This is a genomic window from Paenibacillus sp. (assembly GCF_031177825.1).
Taxonomy (GTDB): domain Bacteria; phylum Bacillota; class Bacilli; order Paenibacillales; family YIM-B00363; genus Paenibacillus_AE.
The window spans coordinates 32,119-53,482 of sequence record NZ_JAPSKE010000015.1 but is presented as its reverse complement, the minus strand read 5'-3'; the positions used below and the strand labels follow the sequence as shown (position 1 = coordinate 53,482).

At 62.5% G+C, this 21,364-nt stretch carries 18 protein-coding genes; 8 read left to right on the top strand and 10 right to left on the bottom strand.

Annotated elements, in window-relative coordinates; translation table 11 throughout:
- The first annotated feature begins 95 nt into the window (after positions 1-95).
- The gene (locus tag RIN49_RS17495) at positions 96-341 is read left to right on the top strand and encodes a hypothetical protein (RefSeq protein WP_309121445.1); all 246 of its coding nucleotides are present in this window, start codon (positions 96-98) and stop codon (positions 339-341) included.
- A 118-nt stretch (positions 342-459) separates the two neighbouring features.
- Here RIN49_RS17495 and cyoD read toward each other — a convergent pair whose 3' ends face one another.
- The 5 genes from cyoD to RIN49_RS17470 all read right to left on the bottom strand — a co-directional run bounded on the left by cyoD (position 460) and on the right by RIN49_RS17470 (position 4,914).
- On the bottom strand, positions 460-810 hold the full coding sequence (gene cyoD, locus RIN49_RS17490) for a cytochrome o ubiquinol oxidase subunit IV (protein WP_309121444.1): 351 nt from the start codon (positions 808-810) through the stop codon (positions 460-462).
- A gap of 1 nt (position 811) precedes the next feature.
- Entirely contained in the window at positions 812-1,426 is a 615-nt protein-coding gene (gene cyoC, locus RIN49_RS17485; protein ID WP_309121443.1) for a cytochrome o ubiquinol oxidase subunit III, read from the bottom strand.
- Positions 1,426-3,396, bottom strand: a complete 1,971-nt coding sequence (locus RIN49_RS17480) for a cbb3-type cytochrome c oxidase subunit I (protein ID WP_309121442.1) — start codon at positions 3,394-3,396, stop codon at positions 1,426-1,428. The genes cyoC and RIN49_RS17480 overlap by 1 nt, the downstream gene beginning before the upstream one ends.
- A 24-nt stretch (positions 3,397-3,420) precedes the next feature.
- Complete coding sequence (gene cyoA / locus RIN49_RS17475) at positions 3,421-4,392, bottom strand: ubiquinol oxidase subunit II (protein ID WP_309121441.1); 972 nt, start codon at positions 4,390-4,392, stop codon at positions 3,421-3,423.
- 252 nt (positions 4,393-4,644) lie between these two features.
- On the bottom strand, positions 4,645-4,914 hold the full coding sequence (locus RIN49_RS17470; RefSeq protein WP_309121440.1) for a hypothetical protein: 270 nt from the start codon (positions 4,912-4,914) through the stop codon (positions 4,645-4,647).
- A 175-nt stretch (positions 4,915-5,089) separates the two neighbouring features.
- Here RIN49_RS17470 and RIN49_RS17465 point away from each other — a divergent pair, with 175 nt between their 5' ends.
- Together RIN49_RS17465 and RIN49_RS17460 are read left to right on the top strand one after the other, a co-directional pair.
- A complete protein-coding gene (locus tag RIN49_RS17465; RefSeq protein ID WP_309121439.1) occupies positions 5,090-6,868 on the top strand; it encodes an ABC transporter ATP-binding protein in 1,779 nt (592 codons plus the stop codon).
- Positions 6,865-8,877, top strand: a complete 2,013-nt coding sequence (locus RIN49_RS17460) for an ABC transporter ATP-binding protein (protein ID WP_309121438.1) — start codon at positions 6,865-6,867, stop codon at positions 8,875-8,877. Before RIN49_RS17465 ends, RIN49_RS17460 begins: the two co-directional genes overlap by 4 nt.
- A gap of 198 nt (positions 8,878-9,075) precedes the next feature.
- Here RIN49_RS17460 and RIN49_RS17455 read toward each other — a convergent pair whose 3' ends face one another.
- Entirely contained in the window at positions 9,076-9,711 is a 636-nt protein-coding gene (locus RIN49_RS17455) for a GntR family transcriptional regulator (RefSeq protein ID WP_309121437.1), read from the bottom strand.
- Between the two features lie 14 nt (positions 9,712-9,725).
- Positions 9,726-10,538 (bottom strand): sugar phosphate isomerase/epimerase family protein, encoded by an 813-nt coding sequence (locus RIN49_RS17450; RefSeq protein WP_309121436.1) that lies wholly within the window; start codon positions 10,536-10,538, stop codon positions 9,726-9,728.
- Positions 10,539-10,665: 127 nt separating this feature from the next.
- Between RIN49_RS17450 and RIN49_RS17445 the strand changes: the two genes are divergently transcribed.
- From RIN49_RS17445 to RIN49_RS17425, 5 genes are read left to right on the top strand one after another with little or no spacing between them, the layout of a single operon-like run.
- Positions 10,666-11,523, top strand: a complete 858-nt coding sequence (locus RIN49_RS17445; RefSeq protein ID WP_309121435.1) for a phosphogluconate dehydrogenase C-terminal domain-containing protein — start codon at positions 10,666-10,668, stop codon at positions 11,521-11,523.
- 16 nt (positions 11,524-11,539) lie between these two features.
- Positions 11,540-12,616: a Gfo/Idh/MocA family protein gene (locus RIN49_RS17440; protein ID WP_309121434.1), complete on the top strand. Its 1,077-nt coding sequence runs from the start codon at positions 11,540-11,542 to the stop codon at positions 12,614-12,616.
- A complete protein-coding gene (locus RIN49_RS17435) occupies positions 12,606-14,429 on the top strand; it encodes a D-apionate lactonase family protein (protein ID WP_309121433.1) in 1,824 nt (607 codons plus the stop codon). Before RIN49_RS17440 ends, RIN49_RS17435 begins: the two co-directional genes overlap by 11 nt.
- A gap of 27 nt (positions 14,430-14,456) precedes the next feature.
- Complete coding sequence (gene lacZ, locus RIN49_RS17430; protein WP_309121432.1) at positions 14,457-17,612, top strand: beta-galactosidase, LacZ type; 3,156 nt, start codon at positions 14,457-14,459, stop codon at positions 17,610-17,612.
- 57 nt (positions 17,613-17,669) lie between these two features.
- Positions 17,670-18,683 carry a DUF3231 family protein gene (locus tag RIN49_RS17425; protein ID WP_309121431.1) on the top strand — a complete coding sequence of 338 codons (1,014 nt, stop codon included), beginning with the start codon at positions 17,670-17,672 and terminating at the stop codon, positions 18,681-18,683.
- Between the two features lie 69 nt (positions 18,684-18,752).
- On the opposite strand, the gene RIN49_RS17420 is transcribed toward RIN49_RS17425, so the two are convergent.
- The 3 genes from RIN49_RS17420 to RIN49_RS17410 all read right to left on the bottom strand — a co-directional run bounded on the left by RIN49_RS17420 (position 18,753) and on the right by RIN49_RS17410 (position 21,335).
- The gene (locus RIN49_RS17420) at positions 18,753-19,325 is read right to left on the bottom strand and encodes an FAD-dependent oxidoreductase (protein WP_309121430.1); all 573 of its coding nucleotides are present in this window, start codon (positions 19,323-19,325) and stop codon (positions 18,753-18,755) included.
- Positions 19,326-19,414: 89 nt separating this feature from the next.
- Positions 19,415-20,329 carry a TetR/AcrR family transcriptional regulator gene (locus RIN49_RS17415; RefSeq protein WP_309121429.1) on the bottom strand — a complete coding sequence of 305 codons (915 nt, stop codon included), beginning with the start codon at positions 20,327-20,329 and terminating at the stop codon, positions 19,415-19,417.
- Positions 20,330-20,486: 157 nt separating this feature from the next.
- Complete coding sequence (locus tag RIN49_RS17410) at positions 20,487-21,335, bottom strand: AraC family transcriptional regulator (protein WP_309121428.1); 849 nt, start codon at positions 21,333-21,335, stop codon at positions 20,487-20,489.
- Positions 21,336-21,364 lie beyond the last annotated feature (29 nt).

The following is a 21,364-nucleotide window of genomic DNA, read 5'->3' as shown; positions in this document are numbered from 1 at the left end:
CGTCCGCAGCTACCTCTCGCTCCTTCCAAAACATCTTAGCCCGCGCAACACGGTTAGGACGGGCATATGGTGAAGGAGAGGGAGGTGAGGAAGTTATGGAATTCCAAGCGTATGACGTCGCATTGATTCCGTTGATCGTGGCGCTCGTCGGCTTGATCGGGAGAATGGGCGTCCCTGCGAGAGTGCTGCCCGCCGTAGCGATCGCGCTCGGATTGGTTGCCGGCTTCGTCTATGTCGCGCCGGGAGACTGGCGGCAGGCGGCGCTTGCGGGCGTCGTCATGGGGCTGTCGGCGATCGGGGCGTACTCCGGCGTAAAGAACACGATGCAGAAGCGGGAGTGACGGCGGTGCCGCCGCCCGCGAATGGCAAAGGTTGAGCGTATCTCGGAAGTAACGCCACCCGAAAAAAAGACCATACCTTCGGCATCTTCGCGAGCCGAGAGTATGGTCTTTCTTATCGTTAATGCGCGACTGCGTTGTACGTCATGATCCAAATCGAACCGCCGACGATCGTGACCAAGATCAAGATCCCGAGCAGCAGCGACATCACGTTCCAGCGGGCGTTCTCGCCTTCGCGCAGATGCATGAAGAACAGCAGCTGTATCGCGAACTGGAGCACCGCCGCGGCCAAGATGACGATCAAGGTCGTCGTCTGTCCGAGATCGGCGCCGAGCACCGCGACGAGCGGTACGATCGTCAGCACGATCGAAAGGACGAAGCCGATGACGTAGGACTTCAACGAGCCGTGATTGCCGTGCTCGCCGGCGCTGTTCGCCTCGTGCCCGTGGCTAGCGTTCTTAAGATTCGCCATCTTACATCACCCCCATCAGGTAGACGACGGTGAAGAGGAAAATCCACACCGCGTCGAGGAAGTGCCAGTACAAGCTGAGATTGTTCACCTTGCGTTCGGTCACCGCCGTAATGCCCCGACGACCCAACTGCAGCATGAGGCCGATCATCCAGACGAGACCGATCGTCACGTGCAAGCCGTGCGCGCCGACGAGCGTGAAGAACGCCGACAGGAAGGCGCTCGTCTGCAGCGTGGCGCCTTCATGGACCATGTGCAGGAATTCGTACGCTTCGAGCCCGATGAACGCCGCTCCGAGCGCCGCGGTGACGACGAGCCAGCCGATCAGACCTTTAAGGTGCCCCTTCTGCATCGACAGCACCGCGAGTCCGCTCGTGAAGCTGCTCGTCAGCAGGATGAACGTGCTGGCGATCACGATCGGAATGTTGAACAGCTCTTCCCCCGTCGGGCCGCCGGCCGTGTTGTTTCTAAGCACGACGTACGTGGCGAACAAAGTCGCGAACAGGATAACGTCGGTGATCAGGAACAGCCAGAAGCCGAACGTCTTGAGGCCTTCCTGGTCATGATGCCCGTGATCGGCGTGCGCGTCATGCGCGCCGTGCGTGTGCGTTGCCGCCATTACGCCTTCACCCCTCTCAACGCCGCCTCCGTGCGGCGAACTTCATCTGCAGGAATATAATAATCCGTATCGTACGTGAACGAGCGAACGATCATGCAGATCGCGACGCCGATCAGGCCTGGAATCGCGAAGTGCAGCCAGTCGAACACGAAGCCGAAGCCCGCGACGAACCAGCAAAACGACTTGATGAACGGGATCGCCGAGTTTTTCGGCATGTGGATCGGCTCGATCGCAGGCGTCGGAGCGTCCGGAATGCCGGCCGCGCGCCGCTGCTTCGTCTCCCACCAATCGTCCGTCTCCGCGACGGTCGGAACCGTCGCGAAGTTGTACAGCGGCGCCGGAGACGGGATCGACCACTCGAGCGTCCGGCCGTCCCAAGGATCCCCGGTCGTATCTTTCTTCATGAACTTGATCGAGTGCGCGATCTGCCACACCTGGAACAAGAAGCCGATGCCCATCAGGAACCCGCCGACCGTCGATACGAGGTTGAGCGGACCCCAGCCCATGTCGAAGTCGTACGTGTACATCCGGCGCGTCATGCCGTCGAGGCCCAGGAAGTATTGCGGCATGAAGCAGACGTAGAAGCCGATGTTCCACAGCCAGAACGCCCACTTGCCGAGGCCTTCGTGCAGCGTGAAGCCGAACATTTTCGGCCACCAGTACGAAAGACCGGCGAAGTAACCGAACGCGACGCCCCCGATCAGCACCTGATGGAAGTGCGCGATCAGGAAGTAACTGTTGTGGAACTGGAAGTCGGCCGGCGCGACGGACAGCATGACGCCGGTCATGCCGCCGACGACGAAGCACGGGATGAACGAAATCGTCCACAGCATCGGCGTCGTGAACCGAATGCGGCCGCGGTACAACGTGAACAGCCAGTTGAAAATTTTGACGCCCGTCGGAATGGCGATAATCATCGTCGTGACGGCGAAGAACGCGTTGACGTTCGCGCCGGAGCCCATCGTGAAGAAGTGGTGGGCCCACGTGAAGAACGAGGTGACGCTGATGCTGATCATCGCGACGACCATCGACGTATAGCCGAACAGCTTCTTCTTCGCGAACGTGGCGACGATCTCCGAGAAGATGCCGAACGCCGGAAGGACGACGATATATACTTCAGGATGCCCCCACATCCAAATGAGGTTGATATACATCATCGGGTTGCCGCCGGCGTCCAAGGTGAAGAAGTGAGCGCCGAAGTAACGGTCCATAAAGAGCAGGAACAGCGTCACCGTCAAAATCGGGAAAGCGAAAATGATCGTGATGCAGCTCGACAGCACCGACCATGTGAACATCGGCATCTTCATAAGGCCCATGCCGGGCGCCCGCATTTTCAAAATCGTCACGATGAAGTTAATGCCCGTCGCGAGCGACCCGATGCCGGAAATCTGAATGCCCCATATATAGAAGTTCTGTCCGACGCCCGGGCTGCTCTCGAGCCCCGACAGCGGCGGATAGGCGAGCCAGCCCGCATCCGGGGAGCCGCCGATGACGAACGACATGTTGAACAGCATCGCGCCCCAGAAGAACAACCAGAAGCTTAGAGAGTTCAGGAACGGGAACGCCACGTCGCGCGCGCCGATCTGCAGCGGCACGACGATGTTGAAGAGACCGAACATGAGCGGCATCGCCATGAACAAAATCATAATGACGCCGTGCGTCGTGAATATGGCGTTATAATGGTCCGCGTGCAGGAATTCCATTCCCGGGAACGCGAGCTGCGTCCGCATGAGCAGGGCGTCGACCCCGCCGCGGAATAACATGAGAATGGAACACACAATATACATAATACCGATCTTTTTATGGTCGACGGTGGTCAACCACTCGCGCCACAGCCAGCCCCATTTTCGAAAATAGGACAGGACGAACACCAGGGCGACCATCGTGAGACCGATGCTGACCTGCGCGCCGAGGATGAGCGGATCGCCGGTCACGAAAAACTCGGATGCGAATTGCTTGATGGTATCCATAGCGGATCTCCTTTCTTGGCTTCGTTAATGGGCGCCGTGAGCGTCGTGGCCGTGCTCGGTCGCGTTCGTCGTCTTCGCGTCCGTCTCGGCCGGCGCTTGCGGCTCGGGCGCCGCGGCGCCGTGACCGGCGTGCGGGTTATGTCCGTCGACGACGTATCTCGTAACGGTATCGTGGAACAAGCTTTCCGGAATGTCTGCGAACTGTTGCACTTGCGACGTGCCCGGTTGACGCAGCGTCTCATAACCTTCTAAGGTAAGCGGTTCGGACGTCGCCTTCACCTGGTCGACCCAAGCGTCGAACTCCTCCTGCGGCACGGCCGTCGCGTAGAACGTCATGTCGGCGAAGTGCTCGCCGCTGAAGTTCGCGCCGGAGCCGTAATACGTGCCGGGCTCGTCGGCTTGCAGATACAACGTCATCGCCATGCCGGACATCGTATAAATCTGTCCGCCGAGCTGCGGAATCCAAAACGAGTTCATGGGCGCGTCCGACGTCAGCTCGAAGCGGATCGGCACGTCCTCGGGGAGATAGAGATAGTTGACGGTCGCGATATCCTGTTCGGGATATTGGAACAACCACTTCCAATCGAGCGACGTGACCTGAATGACAAGCTCCTTCTTCTCCGAAACGATCGGCTTAGAAGGCTCCAGCGCGTGCGTGTACCGAACGGTGACGACCGCCAGAATCGCGATAATGACGATCGGAATCGTCCACCAGACGATCTCCAGCTTCGTGCTGTGCGACCAGTTCGGCTCGTACGGCGCGTCGTTGTCCTTCCGATCGCGGTAGCGATACACGATGTACGCGGTCAGCGCGAGCACCGGGACGAGAATGACGACGCACAGCAGCGTCGAAATATAGATGAGATCCTTCTGCTGCGCGCCGATCGGCCCCTTCGGGTCGAGCACCATCGCGTCGCCGCAGCCCGACAGAAGCGCCGCGGTCAGCAGCAGCATCGCCGGCAGCGCCAAGCCGAATTTGAAGGTACGTTTTCTCATGGGACGGTCCTCCTGTAACCTTAGATGGAATTCTAATTTTATGTCGAGACTGCCTTTGTGATGAATTTCACTTGCCTCTCCATTAAGATATCAGATTCTGCGCTCGCCCGGACCCCACTTTGCAAATCCGTCAAATTCTCGCCCCATTTCGTTAAAATTGTAGTCACGCTTTGGACGAAAAGAAGCGCACGCACGCAAAAAAGCCCCCAAGATTTCTCTCTTGGAGGCTTCGAAACGTTGAATGTACTCGATTTAGTCGCGATTGCCGAACAAGTGCGGCGCCCGCGCATGCACGAGATGAATCGCCGTGCGGATGACATAAATGTGAACGCTGCCGACCATAAAGCCGATTCCGACCATCAGGGAGGCGTTCTGTTCGCTGAAGTGGCTCAAGTTCGCGAGGGAGAGCGCGAGGCCGATGAGAAGCGTCGTCCACGAGGCCGCGGTCATCCACTTCACAAGCTTCTGTACGCTGCGTTCCGACCCGCCGGAACGGTTGTTCATGTAGTTGTTGGAGAGCATTCGTCCCACATCCTTGTAAGAGCTTTCGTGTCATTATTGTATCACAAATTTGACGGAAGCGTTCAAAAAAATTTCACCTTTTCGCCAAAGTTCCGTCACCGGTATCGATTTTTCCGGGAGGGATGGATTACAATGGGAAAATATCGATATCGCTGGAAAGCCGAGGGGACCGCCGTTGCTTTTCGTTCGCCGATTGAGTTGGTTTTTTCGCAAACGTTGGCCGTTTTACGTAGCGACGATGCTGCTGATTTCCGCCAATAGTTATATGAATACCGTCGCGCCGCGCATGGTCGGGCAGACGATCGACAGCATGCTGAACGGCACGTTGACGCGCGCCGGTCTATCGTCGACGCTGTGGCTGCTGCTCGGCATCGCCGTCGCGATGTACGTCACTACCTACGTTTGGATCAACGCGTTGTTCGGCAGCTCCGCGCTGCTGAACAAGCAGCTGCGGGATCGGCTGCTGGCGCATTGGACGCGCATGCGTCCGTCGTTCTTCCAGCGGAACCGCTCCGGGGAGCTGATGGCGCTCGCGACGAACGACATCGAGGCGGTCAGCAACACGGCGGGCTTCGGCGTCGTGACGATCACGAACACGATCATGGGCGTCATCGTCGTCGTCGCGTCGATGATCTACTTCATCGACGTGCGGTTGATGATCGCCGCGCTGCTGCCGATGCCGCTGCTTACGGTGGCCATCAACGTGCTCGGCCGGCGAATGCGGGCGCATTTCACCGCGGCGCAGCAGCGGTTCGGGGTCATGAACGACCATGTGCTGGAGTCGATCTCCGGGCAGCGCGTGCTGCGTTCCTACGTGCAGGAGAAGAGCGACCTGGCGGCGTTCGACCGCGTGACGAAGGACGTGATGGAGAAAAACATTCGCGTCGCGCAGACGAACTCGCTGTTTATGCCGGCCATCTCGGCGATCACGGGCATCAGCTTCGCGATCGCCATCGGGTACGGCTCTTATCTGGTCGTCCATAACGAGATCACGCTCGGCGAGATGGTTACCTTCAATATTTATCTCGGGCTGCTCGTCTGGCCGATGATCGCCTTCGGCGATTTCATTAATATATTGCAGCGCGGCAACGCGTCCGTGAATCGAATCGAGGAGAGCCTCGCGCAGCAGCCGGACGTGACGGATCCGGCCGATCCGATCCGCCCGGAGGCGGCGGGGGACGTCGCGTTCCGCGGGCTGACGTTCCGTTATCCGGGGGCCGACGTCGACCGGCTGAAGGACATTCGGCTCGAGGCTCGTCGCGGCGATACGATCGGCATCGTGGGCAAGACGGGGAGCGGCAAGAGCACGCTGCTGAAGCAACTGCTGCGGCAGTATCCGATTCCTGCGGGCGGCGTGACGGTGTCCGGGGTGCCGATCGATCGGATTCCGCTCGATCGGCTGCTCGGGTGGATCGGCTACGTGTCGCAGGAGCATCTGCTGCTTTCCCGGTCGATCCGGGACAACATCGCGCTCGGCAAGCCGGAGGCGACCGAAGAGGAAGTGCTGGAGGCGGCGCGGATGGCGTTCCTGACCGAGGATCTCGAGCGGATGCCGGAAGGGCTGGATACGATCGTAGGGGAAAACGGTGTCATGCTCTCCGGCGGGCAGAAGCAGCGAATCGGCATCGCGCGGGCGCTCTTGGTGCGGCCGGACATCTTGATCCTGGACGACGCGTTGTCGGCCGTCGACGCGCGGACGGAAGCCGCTATTTTGGATGCGGTGCGGCGGAGCCGGGCGGGGAAGACGACGTTCATCGCCACCCATCGGCTGTCCGCAGTAAAGCATGCGCAGCGCATCGTCGTGCTGGACGACGGACGGATCGTCGAGGAGGGCGCTCACGAAGAGCTGATGCAGCGGGACGGCTGGTATAAGCGGCAATACGAACGTCAACAGCTGGAGGAGAGCCTCCTGGAGGATGGAACGAACGGAACGAACAGGGCGGTGAACCCATGATCGAACAAGATAACGTGCGCGAAGGGGCCGTCGCGAAGCGGCTGCTCGCTTACTTGCTGCTGTTCCGGCGTCAGGTCGCCGTCGCGCTGCTCATCCTGGTGCTGGCGCTCGGCGCGCAGCTCGCGGGACCGATCGTCACGAAGACGATCATCGACGACCATCTGCTCGCCATCCAATTCGATTGGTACGAACTGGAGTCGGACGTCGTCCCGGAAGGCGCCTTGTCGGTGCCGTTCCGGGAGCGGGCGTACGTCCGGAGCGATTGGCTGCCGGCAGACGCCCCGCCGCCGGCTGCGGAGTCCGTCGCGCGATTCCGCGCCGGCGAGGGGGGCGGCTTCACGCTGGACAGCCCGGCGTACGGCGCCGTGGGGTTGACGGGGGCGGAGGTGACGGCGTTCTATCGGCACGACGTCGCGCCGATCTTCCGCCTCGTCGCCCTGATCGTCGCGCTGACCGTCGTCGGCAGCGCGCTGACGTACGTGCAGAGCTATCTGCTGCAGTCGTCCGCGCAGCGCATCGTGCAGCGGATGCGCATGGACTTGTTCCGGCATCTCCAACGGCTGCCCGTCGCGTTCTTCGACAAGACGCCGATCGGGCAGATCGTCTCGCGCGTCGCCAACGACACGGAAAACATCAAGGAGCTGTACATCAGCTTTACCGCGACGTTCGTCGTCAGCGGGCTGAACATCGTCGGCGTCTTCGCGGCGCTGCTGTTTCTCGAATGGCGGCTCGCGCTGCTGTGCGCGATCATCCTGCCGTTATTCGCTGCGCTGCTCTATTTGCATTTGAAAATCTCCAAGAAGTACGTGCAGATCATTCGAGCGAAGCTGGCCGAAATGAACGCCATGCTGAACGAGATGATTCACGTCATGCCGATCGTGCAAGCGTTTCGCCGGGAAGAGACGATGAAGCGGGAATTCGGCCGGTTGAACGAGGAGCGGTATCGGAGTCAAGTGGCGCAGTTTCGGATTACCGCCTTCTCCGGCCGGAACGTTGTTTACTTCGTCAGCCGGCTGCTGACCGCGTTCATCCTGTGGTATTTCGGAGCTCGGTCGCTCGGGGCCGGCGGGGTCGTCTCGTTCGGGGCGCTGTATGCGTTCGTCGATTATTTGGGTCGGATCTACGAGCCGATCGTAGGTATCTTCGATCAGATGACGAATGCGCAGCGGGCGTTCGTCTCGGCGGAGCGGGTATTCGCGCTGATGGATCGGGAGGGGGAAGCCGTGGAAGAAGACGAGGAGGCGCCCGCGACGCCCAGGCCGGAAGGCCGCGTCGAGTTCGACGACGTCACGTTCGCGTACGTGCCGGGCGAGAACGTGCTGAAGGGGATCTCGTTCGAGGCGAAGCGGGGCGAGACGATCGCGCTCGTCGGCCATACCGGCTCCGGCAAAAGCTCGATTATGAATCTGCTGCTTGGCTTCTACGAGCCGACCGGCGGCGCCATCCGCATCGACGGCGTCGATATTCGGACGATGTCGAAGCAGGCGCTGCGGCGCCATATGGGCATCGTGCTGCAGGACCCGTTCCTGTTCACGGGCGACGTGAAGTTCAACGTGTCGCTCTATAACGAGGCGATCGGCGAAGAGACGGCCCGCCGCGCGCTGACCGAAGTCGGGGCCGGCCCGTTCGTCGATCGGCTGGCGAACGGGCTCGCGGAGCCCGTCGTCGAACGGGGCAGCACGATGTCCGCAGGGGAGCGGCAGCTCGTCTCCTTCGCGCGGGCGCTCGCTTACGATCCGGCCATCCTCATCTTGGACGAGGCGACGGCCAGCATCGACAGCGAGACGGAGCAGGTCATCCAGCATGCGCTGAACGTGCTTCGCCATGGGCGAACGACGTTCGTCATCGCGCATCGGCTGTCTACGATTCGCGATGCGGATCGGATCCTCGTGCTGCACCGCGGCGTCATCGAAGAGCGCGGCACGCACGACGAGCTGATGGCGCTGCGCGGGCGGTACTACCGCATGTATTTGCTTCAGAACGCGGAGCGTCCCGTCGGGGCGGGGTAGGCAGATAGGGGAGGGGCTTTCATCGGGTACCGAGTGCGAAAAAGGCGGGAAAGGGGGCGCGCTATGCGCCCTCCCGCCGGCTACGCATGACTAGCTGAGCCGAGGGAAGTGGAGGACGAAGAGCGGGAAGCGGAAGTAGAGAAGCCTCGCCTCCACAGCCGGGTTCCGGCGGAAGGCGAGGCTTCTTGGCGCGCTGCCTTACGTCAACAAAATTCGCTTGCCGTATTCGAGATGCTCCTCCATCTGCGATGCGGCTTCGGGACCGCGGCCTTCCCGGATCAGCTCGAAGATGCGCAGATGGTCTTCGTAAGAGGAGCGGATGCGGTTCACGTCCTTCCGCAGCACGCGCAGCGCGATGCGGTACAGCATGTCCTGCAGCCGCTCCATCGTTCGCGCGATTTCCGAATTATCGTACACGTCGGCCAGCTTGGTGTGGAACGCGGTGTCCGCTTCCGTAAACCGCGCATGGTCGTTGACCTCGATGCATTCCCGCTGCACGCGCAAATTGTCCTCGAACCACGAGACGTCATCGACGCTCCAAGCCCGCGTCGCCAGCCGCTTCGCGATATACGACTCGATCGCGATGCGGAAGTCGAAAATGTCGACGACCTGCGTCAGCGAAATTTCCGTGACGATGAGCCCCTTGTTCGGCGTATATTTGGCGAGCCCCTCGACGTCCAGCCGCTCCAGCGCGGAACGGATCGGCGTGCGGCTCATGCCGAGCAGCTCGACGAGCATGCGCTCCGTTAAGAAGTCGCCGGGCTTCAGCTCCCCGTTCAGGATCGACTTGCGGAGCTCGATATAAGCTTTCTCTTTCAACGTAACGGCCGTCATGAACGGCAGCCCCCTTATGTCCTCTGGAATTCCGGCAAGCTTTGAAGGTAAACGACGCTTTGCCGGAACCATTCCCATTCCAGCGCGACCGTGTCCTCGACCGAGCCTTGGTAAGGCGGCCACAGCTCGAGGATCGCGTTCGGCCGTTTGCCCTGCTCGCGAATCGTCGTCAGCAGGCGCGGTATATCCAATTTACCATATCCGGCCGGCGCGCCCAAGACGACGAACCCCATCTGATGGTCGATTCTCGTAATATCGAAATCTTTAATATGAAGATTCATAACATAGGGCGTCAAGTCGGCGATGACGCGATCCGGGGCGTCGAGCGCGCTGAACGAGTTGACGGTATCGAGACAGCATCCGAGAGAAGGGCTGCCGACGTCTTCGAACAGCCGGACGAGCTGCTTGGTCGTATGAAGGCCGTGGTTTTCCAACGCGATGGCGATGCCGGCCGATTCGTACGCGGGCAGCGCCGCCGACAGCTGCTCCCGGACGAGCGCCAGGTCGGTCGTCGCGGCGAGCGTGCGCACGAACGGGGAGCCGAGCTCGCGGGCGATCGCGAGGTACTCGAGCAGCAGCGCCGGGTCGGTGCCCCGGGTCCCGACTTCAAGAGCTACGCCGGCCGAGTCGGCTTCGCGCTTCAGCCGTCGTCGTTCGTTCTCCGGCCAGCGATGCAGCGGGATGTTGTCGGCGATCTGAACGAGCGAGAGGTCGTGCTCCGCCGCGATGCGGATCAGGTCGAAGGCGGTGACGGGAACGGAAGGCATGCCGTACGCGGGCACGCCGATCGACCAGGCGAACGTGTAACTGCCGATGCCGAGCTTCATATGATTCCTCCCAAGGGAAAGGGGTTGGTATCAAAATTATCGTTGCGACCGATTGAAAAGTCAATACACATTGTATACAATCCGTATATAATATGATTCATAACCTTTTGCTAGGAGGAATTTTCGCATGACGACCATCGCGTTAATCGGCGCAGGCGGGAAGATGGGCTGCCGCATTACGGACAATTTGAGGAAGGGGACGGATCCCGTTTATTATGTAGAAATCAGCGAACGGGGCCTCGCCAACTTGGCGGAACGCGGGCTGGCCGCGACGCCGCAGGCCGATGCGGTGCCGAACGCCGACGTCGTCGTTCTCGCGATACCGGACGTCGCGATCGGCAACGTATCGGAAAGCGTCGTGCCGGCGATGAAGACCGGCGCGATGCTGATCGTGCTCGACCCGGCCGCGGCGTACCTCGGCAAGCTGCCAAAGCGCGAGGACGTCGCGTATTTCGTGACGCATCCATGCCATCCGCCGGTGTTTAACGACGAGACGACGCCGGAGGCGAAACGCGACTTCTTCGGCGGCGTGGCGGCGAAGCAGGCGATCGTCTGCGCGCTCATGCAAGGCCCGGAAGCGCAATACGCCGTCGGGGAGGCGGTCGCGCAGGCGATGTACGCGCCGATCCTGCGCACGCACCGCATTACGGTGGAGCAGATGGCGATGCTCGAGCCGACGATGGCGGAGACGATCTCGTCGACGATGGTGACGGTGCTCGGCGAAGCGATGGACGAAGCGGTGAAGCGCGGCGTGCCGTACGAGGCGGCGAAGGATTTCATGCTCGGACATATTAACGTGCAGCTGGCGATCGTTTTCGAAAAGACGAACCCGTTCTCGGACGCCTGCCTCGTCGCGATCGAATACGGCAAGAAAGCGATGCTGAAGGACAACTGGAAGGACCTCTACGACCCGGACCGGGTGTACGATCAGATCGACGTCATGCTGCATCCGGAGAAGCTTCCGGCGAAGCTCGAGTCGTTATAAGAAGGAGGAGAAACCTATGACGAAAAGGTGGAAGGTCGGCCTCGTCGGCACCGGCTACTGGTCCGACAAGCATCTGAAGGCGTGGAGCCGCATCGAAGGCGTCGAGATCGCCGCGCTGTGCAATCGCAGCCGCGACAAGCTGGAGGCGAGGGCGGCGGAATTCGGCGTGCCGGAAAATCGATTGTATGGTACGATCGAGGAGATGCTGGAAGACGCCGACATCGATATCGTCGATATCGTGACGGGGCCGGAGACGCACGTCGAATTCGTGACGAAGGCGGCCGCGGCCGGCAAGCACATCATGTGCCAGAAGCCTTTCGCGCCGACGCTCGAGGACGCGGAGCGGATGGTCGCGGCGGCGCGGGACGCCGGGGTGCGGCTGATGGTGACGGAGAACTGGCGTTGGCTCATGCCGTTCCAGCTGATCAAGCGGACGTTGGACGAGGGAACGATCGGGAAGGTCAAGGCCGCCCGGTATATACATACGGACTATTACACGCCCCGATTCGCGCCGAGCGTCGCGATTCCGCAGCCGTTCTTCCGCGACATGCCGAAGCTGCTGTTCTACGAGATGGGCGTGCATTGGTTCGACACGTGGCGGTTTTTGTTCGGCACGCCGAAGCGATTATACGCCGAGACGACGACGATCAGCCCGCATATCGCCGGCGAAGACTCCGGCGTCGTCGTGCTCGGGTACGACGACTTCTACGGCTTCCTCGACATGAGCTGGGCGACGCGGCAGAAGCTCGATCGGCCGCTCGGCGACGCCGTCCAGCCCGTCCATCTGGAGCAGATGGCGATCGACGGGGAGAACGGGACGATCAAGATGTATACGGACGGCCGCATTACGATCGTCCACCGCGACGGGACCGAAGAACGGACGATCGCGGAGTCGACGCATCTCGACCATGAGGAGAGCCACTTCCGGCTGCAATCCCACTTCGTGGAATGCCTCGAGACGGGCGCGGCGTTCCAGACGAGCGGCGAGGACAATCTCGTCACGCTGCGGATGACGTTCGGTACGTACGAGAGCGCCGCGGAGCATCGGGCGATCTTGATCGAAGGAGCGGGAGGCGAACGCGATGAGGCATGAGCTTCGCGCGGGACCGTTGTCGGTGGCGCTGGAGGATGGGACGCTGCGGTATGTGCGGGCCGGCGGCCGGGAGGTCGTGCGACAGGTATACGTCGCGGTGAGAGACCGGAACTGGGGCACCGTGCCTCCCCGATTTACGGCGTACGACGTCCGCCAAGGGGCGGACGGGTTCGAGGCGCGCCTCGCGGCGGAGACGGTGCAAGGCGACATCGACTTCGCCTGGGAGGGCGTCATGACCGGGACGGCCGACGGCGCATTGGAGTTTCGGATGCGGGGCGAGGCTCGGTCCGACTTCCTGCGCAACCGGATCGGCTTCTGCGTGCTGCATCCGGATACGCTCGCGGGCGAACGCGTCGTCGTCGCGTCGGAGGACGGGGAGACGGAGGGAGCGTTCCCGGAGCGCATCTCCCCGCATCAGCCGTTCTTCGGCATGCGCGCCTTGCGCCACGGGGTGCCCGGCGCGCCGGATCTCGAGGTGGAGATCGGCTTCGAAGGCGATCTGTTCGAGATGGAGGACCAGCGCAATTGGACCGACGCCTCGTTCAAGACGTATTGCACGCCGCTCTCGCGCCCGTTCCCGGCGCAGGTGCGGCGCGGCGACGTCGTCGAGCAGGCCGTCCGGGTCCGGGTGAGCGGGGCGGACGAAGGTGCCGGCGGCGATGCGGCGCAGGAGGCGCCGGTCCGTCTGCGGGCGGAGCGCCGGGCCGTCGGACAGCTGCCGCCGCTCGGGCTCCTGTACGACGCGGCCGCGGACGGCATCATCGGACCTGACGCCGCCGCATTATTGAAAGCGCTGCCGATCGACTTCCTGTACGCGGCGGTGTCGTTGGACGCCGCCGCGTGGGAAGCGGCGGTCGACGGCGCGGCGGCCGGGGCGGCCGCGCTCGGGCTGCCGCTCGCGATCGCGGCGACGGCCGCGGCGGACGAGCGCGCCGCGGAGCGGCTCGCGGCGTGCTGCGCGCGGCTCGCCCGATCGGAGACGCGGCTGCGCGCGTTCGCCGCGTTCGGGGCCGGCGCCGTCACGACGGCGGCGCGGGCCGAGGCGGCGCGGACGGCGCTCGACGCCGCCGGATACGGCGCGGTGCCGCTGCTCGGCGGCTCGCGGGCAAACTACGCGGAGCTGAACCGCGCCGCGGCGGCGGGGACGATGCCGTACGAGCGGCTCGACGGGGTGTGCCTCGCGATGAATCCGCAGGTGCACGTGTTCGACCGGGCGTCGATCGTCGAGACGCTGCCGATGCAGGCGCTCGTCGTCGCGGATGCCCGCGAGGCCGCCGGCGGCGCGCCGATCCATGCCGGGCCGGTGACGTTCACCCAGCGGGTGAACGCGGCGGCGACCGGCGAGGTGGGCGAGCGCGAACACGATCCGCGGGAACGGGAGCCGTTCGCGGCGGCCTGGACGCTGGGCAGCCTGCGGCGGCTCGCGGAGGCGGGGGCGGCGTCGATCGTCTTCGGCGACGCCGTCGGCGAGAGCGGGCTCGTCGCGACCGACGCGTCCGGCGCGTCCGTGCCGACGCCCGCGTACCGCCGGCTGTTCGCGGCGCTCGCGCCGTACCGGGGCGCCCCGCTCAGCGCCGTACCGTGCGCCGATGCCAGCGTCGAGGCGCTCGCGCTGCTGAGTGACGCCGGCATGCGCGTGCTCGTCGCGAACGTGAGCGACGAGCCTCGCGCGGTCCGGCTGGAGGCGCCTGGCGCCGTCGGCTTCGCCGCGAACCGGGAGGGCGCCGAAGCGCCTGTTTCGTCCCAAGAGGACGGAGCGATCGCATTCGAAATACAGCCGTACGAGATCGCGAGATTCGATTTGAACTATTGATTCTACTAATTCAGAGGTGTTGGAAGCATGCTGCGTTATACGCCGCCGGCGAACGGATTTCCGGAATGGAACAACAATCCCGACCTATTCGAAGTGAATCGCATGAAAGCGCACGCGACCCTGATGCCGTACGATACGGTGGAAGCGGCGCTGGCCGGGGATCGGTACACGTCGCCGTATTTTCAATCGTTGAACGGGCTTTGGAAGTTCCGGTACGCGGAGCGTCCGGAAGAGAGGGAACGGGAGTTTTACCGCGAGGATTACGATTGTTCGGCGTGGGACGATATTCCGGTTCCGTCGCACTGGCAGCTGCATGGGTACGACGCCCCGCAATATACGAACATCAAATATCCGTGGGAAGGGAAGGAGACGCTCGATCCGCCGTTCGCTCCCTCGGAGTTCAACCCGGTCGGGTCGTACGTCCGCACCTTCACGGTGCCCGAAGCGTGGGTCGGGAAGCCGGTATATCTCAGCTTCCAGGGCGTGGAATCGGCGTTTTACGTATGGGTGAACGGCCGTCTCGTCGGCTACAGCGAGGATACGTTCACGCCGGCGGAGTTCGATCTGACGCCATACCTCGTCACCGGCGAGAACAAGCTCGCGGTCGAAGTGTACCGTTGGTGCGACGCGAGCTGGCTCGAGGACCAAGACTTCTGGCGGCTGTCCGGCATCTTCCGAGAGGTGTATTTGTACGCGACGCCGGCGCTGCACGTGTACGACTTCTTCGCGGCCGCGACGCTCGACGCGAACTACGAGCACGGCAGCCTGCAGGTGAAGGCGCTCGTGACGAGAACGGGCGGCGCGCCGGAGGCGGCGACGCTCGAGGCGGCCCTATACGATAAGGACGGGCGCGTCGTGCCGGGATCCGAGGCGCTGCTCGGCGTCGCGTTCGAGGACGGCGTGTCGGAGCTCGAGCTGTCGTTCGCGCGCGCGATCGAGCGGCCGCTGCAGTGGAGCGCCGAGCATCCGCATTTGTACACGTTAGCGCTCGCCCTGCGCGATGCGAACGGCGCTTTGCTCGAGACGGTCAGCTGTCGCGTCGGCTTCCGCACGTTCGAGATCGACGGCGGGCTGATGAAGATCAACGGACAACGGATCGTGTTCAAAGGCGTCAACCGACACGAATTCCATTGCGACCGGGGCCGCGCGGTGACGTACGAGGACATGCTCGCCGACGTTCGGCTGATGAAGGCGTACAACATGAACGCGGTCCGGACCTCGCACTATCCAAACCATCCGCTCTGGTACGATCTGTGCGACGAATACGGATTATACGTGATCGACGAGACGAATCTCGAGACGCACGGCTCTTGGTTTTACGGCCAAGAGGGCGAAGGCGGCGCGCTGCCGGGCAGCAAGCCGGAATGGAAGGCGGCCGTGCTCGACCGCGCCAATTCGATGCTGCAGCGGGATAAGAACCACCCGTCCATCGTCATGTGGTCGCTCGGGAACGAGTCGTTCGGCGGGGACAACTTCCTTGCGATGCGGGACCTGCTCAAGGCCGCGGATCCGACGCGCCCCGTCCATTACGAAGGCGTAACGATGTACCGCGCCTCCGAGGCGGCGTCCGACGTCGAAAGCCGCATGTATTCGAAGCTGCCGGATCTGTACGAATACGCGGAGTCCGCCGAGCCGAACAAGAAGCCGTTCGTGCTGTGCGAATACGCGCATGCGATGGGCAATTCGCTCGGCAATCTCCATAAGTACGTCGACTTGTTCTATCGTTATCCGATCCTTCAGGGCGGCTTCATCTGGGATTGGATGGATCAGGCGCTGCGCAAGCCGACGCCGGACGGGACGTCGACGTACCTCGCGTACGGCGGCGACTTCGGCGACTTCCCGAACGACGGCAACTTCTGCGGCAACGGCCTCGTCTTCGCCGACCGGTCCGTCTCGCCGAAGCTGCACGAGGCGAAGGCGTGCTATCAGAACGTCGCGTTCGAACCGCTCGACGCGAAGACGGGCGCGTTCCGCCTGACGAATCGGTTCCTGTTCACGAACCTCGACGCGTTCGACCTCGTCTGGACGCTGTCGAACAACGGCGTACCGGTCGAGCGCGCGATCGCGTCGGTCGCGGCGGCGCCGGGCGAGCGGGCGGACGTCCGCCCGCCGTTCGCGCTGCCGGAGAGCGTCCGGCCGGGCGAAGAGTACGTGCTGACGGCGAGCTTCGCGCTGCGCCGCGACGAGCGGTGGGCGGACGCGGGGCATGAGGTCGCCTTCGGCCAGCTCGCGCTCGAGCTGCCGACCGACGCGGCCTCGGCCGCTGCCGCAAGCGCCGCCGCGATCTCCGACGCTCCGCTGACGGTCGCGGAAAATGTCGTCACGCTGCAGGTGAGCGGCGCGGACTTCAGCGTCTCCTTCGAGAAGCGCTCGGGACATCTGACGAGATATCGGTACCGAGGCCAAGACCTCGTGACCGTCCCGCCGGCGCCGAACTTCTGGAGAGCGTACACGGACAACGACCGGGGCAGCTTCCATCACGTCCGCTGCGCCCCGTGGCGGCTGGCCGGCGCGTCGCGGCAGATGAAGTCGTTCCGCAGCGAGACGTTAGAAGCGGCGGCGTTCGTCGAAGCGGTCTACGAATTGCTTATGCCGATGCCGGCCGCCGCCGCTTCGTCGAAGACGACCGTTACGATCGCCTATACCGTGCACCCGAACGGCGAGGTCGAGGTAAGGGAGACGCTGACGCCCGGCGAAGGGCTGGCGGAAATTCCGGAGATCGGCATGCTGTTCGTGCTGAACGGCCGCTTCGACCGCGTGCGCTGGTACGGCAACGGCCCGCACGAGACGTACTGGGATCGGATGAACGGGGCGAAGCTCGGCGTCTATGAAGGGTTTGTCCGCGAGCAGCCGGCGCCGTATTTGCGGCCGCAGGAGAGCGGCAACAAGACCGAAGTGCGATGGGCGTCCGTAACGGACGAGAACGGCGTCGGACTCCGATTCGCCGGCGAGCCGACGATGGAGTGGAGCGCCCTGCCGTATACGCCGATCGAGCTCGAGAGCTGCAGCTATCCGTTTCAGTTGCCGGCGTTCGCCGGCAAGACGGTCGTGCGAGCGAACTTCCGACAGATGGGCGTCGGCGGCGACGACAGCTGGGGCGCGAAGGCGCATCCGGAATATACGCTGCCTTCGGACCGTACGTACGAGCATGCGTTCCGCTTTCGCGGGATTTCCGGCACATAAAACGGCCGCCTACGGGATACCATAGCTGTATAATATTCCTATAGGAGTGCGACAGCTATGAGTAGCAATACCTCGAATCCCCCGCTTGCATCTTCGGAGATCGGAATTTTGTGGATGACGTATCTGGAGAAGACGATGAGCGACCGGATGCTGCGGTACTTCATCCGTCACGCGCAGGGCGACGAGGAGAAAGAGTTGCTGACCCGCGCGCATGCGGACGTGAACGGGTTTAGCGACCGCATCCGTCAACTGTTCCGGAAGGAAGGCGTCGTCATCCCCGTCGGCTTCGGAGAAGAGGATGTCAACGAGCGGGCTCCCGCACTGTTTAGCGGGATGTTCAGCATCGCCCTCGTCCGCGTCTTCGCAAAGATTACGTCCGGGCTAAGCGCGCTGCATCTGACGATGTCGTATCGCGAGGATATTCGCAGACTGATCCAAGACATGTCGGTCAGCTCGCAGCGGGCGTACGGCGACGCGACGGAGCTGCTGCTCGCGCAAGGGCTGCTCTCCCGCCCTCCGATCGTAACGCCGCCTCGCGAGAACGAATTCGTGCAGGACCTCGAATATATGAAGGGGCAAGGAGTCTTGCGCAAGGCGCGCCCGATCAATCTGGTCGAGTCGGCGCATCTGTACCAACAGTTGGAGACGAACGTCGTCGGCTTCGAGCTGATGACGGGCTTCGCGCAAACCGCCCTCGAGCCGGAGGTAAAGCGGTATTTCGAATCCGGCCGCGAACTGGCGCGGGATACGGTCGATATGATTCGGGCCGTCTTCATGGAGAGCGACATGAATCCTTCGCCCTCCTCGTCCGGCCGCGCTTCGGAATCGACGACGCCGGCATTCTCGGACAAGCTGATGATGTATTGCACGAACATCCTCACGAGCTTCGGTCTCGGCGGCAACGCGCTCGGCACGTCGTTCAGCCTGCGCAGCGACCTGCCGATCAAGCTGACGGCGCTGATGACGAGGGTGTACAACTACGCGCAAGAGGGCGGCAAGCTGATGATCAAGCAAGGATGGATGGAAGAACCGCCGCAAGCGGAAAACCGACCCGAGTTGATCCGCTCGTAAGTGCCCCGAATCAGGAAAAAGGAACCCGCAGCCGGTCGCTCGTCCCGGCGGGGTTCCTTTTTTTGCGTCCTATTCCTTCGGCTTGATGACGTCGTGATCGACGTACCGGTCGCCGTTCAGCTCGCTGATCAAGTTGATCGCGACCTTCGCGCCGTCGCCGGCGGTAATGATCCCGTGCACGCTGACGCCCGCAGCCGTACCGGCCGCCCATACGCCGGGCACGCTCGTCCGTCCGTCGGCGTCGACGTCGAAGATCGTCTTCACGCGAGGCTCCGTGCCGGGCTTCGTCGCGGCGCCGAGCTTCTCGCCGAACTCGACGGAGAAGCCGGTCGCCAGCACGACGTGCTTCGCTTGATAGCTCGCGCCGCCGGCGGTCGTAATCGCGAAGCCGCCTTCGACGGCGGAGACGTCCTTCGCTTCGTCAAGGACGTACTCCGCGCCGAGCTTCTTCAGCTGCGCGACGCCGATGTCCACGAGCGAAGGGCCGTCGATTTCCGGGATGCCGTAGAAGTTCTCGAACCAAGCGCGTCTCGTAACGCCCTTGTCGTTATCGATCACGACGGTGCTCTTGCCTGCTTTCGCCGTGAAAATCGCGGCGCTGGCGCCTGCGGGTCCGGCGCCGATAATAGCGATGTCGTACATAGGTTTCTACCCCTTCCATGGATGAATAGGTCGTTCTTTTCCCTATTATGATGCACTTGGATAACTTTATCAACTTAGATGTTAAATAATTAACGGGATATGCGCGCGAGCTCCTGCTCCACCTGTCGGACCACCGCGCCGATCGCCGGCGGCTCCGCGGCGCGCAGATGCGCCAGCAAGCCTTGGACGACGGCATCGGCCGGGTCCGGCTTTCGCAGCTCGTGTTCGAGCACGACGGCGTAGCTGTGCAGCTCCTCCCGTTTCGCCTCGTCAAGGGTCGATTCCCGGATCGTCTCCCGGAGGATGCGGATCCAATGCGCCCGCAGGTCGACGCGGGCGTCGCGCTCGTCCTCGCCGGCGGCCGGGGCGGCCGCGGGGCCTAACAGCATACGTTCCGTCAGCATTGGAGGTCGGCCCTTCTTCAGCATCCCGTCCACGACGTCTTCCAGCCGATCCGCGAGGAACGGGGCCAACGCGGCGATGTCGATTTCGACTTGGTGGAGGATCAAGTACCCGGTGTATTGCCCCACCAGCGCCTGCAGCGCGGCGACGGCGTCCATCGCATAAGGACCGATCGTTTCGCCATAGACATCCAGGATGTCCGCAAGCGACCATTGCACCGAGCGGACGCGCAGATCCATCATGAATTTCTTCAGTTCCTCGTTGACGTGAACCGAACGTTCGTTAAGCAGCATCGTGAAGAACGCTTTGTGCTCGTAACCGAACCGAAGCTGGCTCTCCAGCTTGCGGACGAGCCGTTCCCTTGGGGACAAGCCGGGGGAGGTAGACGCCAAGGCGACTTCCTCGAACATCCGGTGCACGGTATGCTTCAAAGCGGAGACGAGAAGATCTTCCTTCGACTTGAAGTGAAGGTACACGGATCCCTTGGCGATGCCGACCGATTCCGCGATATCTTGGATCGAGGTCTCGTGGAACCCCTTGGTGGCGAAAAGCTTGAGCGCCGCTTCGATGATTTGCCGTTTCTTGTCGTGAATCACGGTCACATTCTCACCTCATTGATTATACAGCTTCCTCGATTCGGGATTTGCGAAGCTTCGTTAGCAGTTCGTAAGCGATCGGCACGCTTTCTGTAGGGTTCTACAGAGGAGATCATATCACAGTTCCGACTGGACGGTGATCATCGGACTGACCGTTCATCCGTCATTGCCGCTGGCGGTATTCCGTAGGCGACATGCCGAACCTCTTCCGAAATTGCTTGGAAAAGTACAACGCATCCGCGAACCCCACCGACGACGCGACCTGCTCTACGGACCAATGGCTCCGCAGCAGCGACTTCGCCCGTTCAAGACGGATCTGCATCAAAAACTGCATCGGCGACAGGCCGATCGCGTCCTTGAACATCTTGGACAGGTGCGTACGGTGGTAGCCGAGCGACTTCGACAGCTGCTCGATCGAGATCGGTTGGGCGTATTGCAGCTCGAGCCAGCGCATCGCCTGCTCGACCTGGCGCCGCGCGGCCGTGCCTGCGGTCGGAGGCGCAGGCAGCCGATCGGGCTCGGCGAGCGCGAGCTCGCGCAGCAGAAGACGCAGGCAGCCCGCCGCCTCCAGGTCGGCGAGCGCCGGATGCTCCGCGTCGCGCAGCGAGCTCCTGAGCCGGCGGTATAGAGCAAGCGCATGGCGGGTCGCGCTCCCCCGGACGACCGGGCGTTCGGGCGTGAGGCCAAGCTGCTGCAGCAGCGGCTCGCATCGATGCCCTTGGAAAGCGACCCACACGTATTCCCATGGATGCCGCGCGGCGGCGACATATTGATGAAGCGAGCCCGGGAAGATCATGAAGGTGTCTCCCGCACCACAAATGTAACGCTTGCCATCCAACATAAAGTCTCCGTTCCCTGCGGTAACGGTATGAAATAAATAGTAATCATGAACGCCGGGTCCCGTGTTATGCAGCTCCATCGGACGTGCTTCGCCGCTGAATAACACCGTAATTTCGCCCCGACTCTTCTCCGGATTGACGTAACTCGCGAAGCTGTAATGTTCGGGAAACATCCGTCGATCCCCCTATCCGTTTCCTCTCA